General features: G+C 62.9%; 1 protein-coding gene. It reads right to left on the bottom strand.

Annotated elements, in window-relative coordinates; all coding sequences use genetic code 11:
- The coding region (locus I6F53_RS20355) for a hypothetical protein (protein ID WP_197240968.1) at positions 1 to 447 on the bottom strand (447 nt) is incomplete at its 3' end.
- Positions 448 to 561: the final 114 nt, after the last annotated feature.

Below are 561 nucleotides of genomic sequence, written 5' to 3'. Positions count from 1 at the left end.
ATCCATGAGTTGGATGGCCTGGCCGAGTTCTGCTTGAGCCGTGCGAACACCGACGGCGGCCTCGCTCGGCTTCTGCGCCTCGATGGCAGCGCTGGCGGCGGTGGAATCGGCAACGGCCGAGGCGAGCAAGGCGCGAGCGCGTTCACCATTGTCAGTCACGGCTTCGATAGCAACCGGCGCATAGCGACCTCGGAGCGCTTCGAGGGCGCTCTCGGTTGCGGGCAATCGCTCCGACGCCTTCGCGATCAGCGCGGACGTTTCGGCGAGGGCTGCGGGAGCATTCGTTTCGAGCTTGCGCAGCTCATCGAACGCGGCCGCTTGAGCATCAAGCAAATCGTCTGCCCGCTCACACAGCTCGATGATCTCAATTGTCATCGCCCGCTTCTGCTCAGCAGTCTCAGGCTCACTATCATCGAGCTTCTGACGGATGCGGAACGCCTGCGCCACCGCAGCGCTCGCCTCTTTCAGCGATGCTGCGAAGTTAGTCGTGGCCGCCGCGCCAAACTGAGCCTCAGCAAAACCGAGCTCTTGCTCGCTTGTCTTGAGAGCGTCATCCAGCTA

The organism is Pseudoalteromonas sp. SWN29, from assembly GCF_015864465.1.
Taxonomy (GTDB): domain Bacteria; phylum Pseudomonadota; class Gammaproteobacteria; order Enterobacterales; family Alteromonadaceae; genus Pseudoalteromonas.
This window is presented reverse-complemented; position numbering and strand designations above follow the sequence as displayed.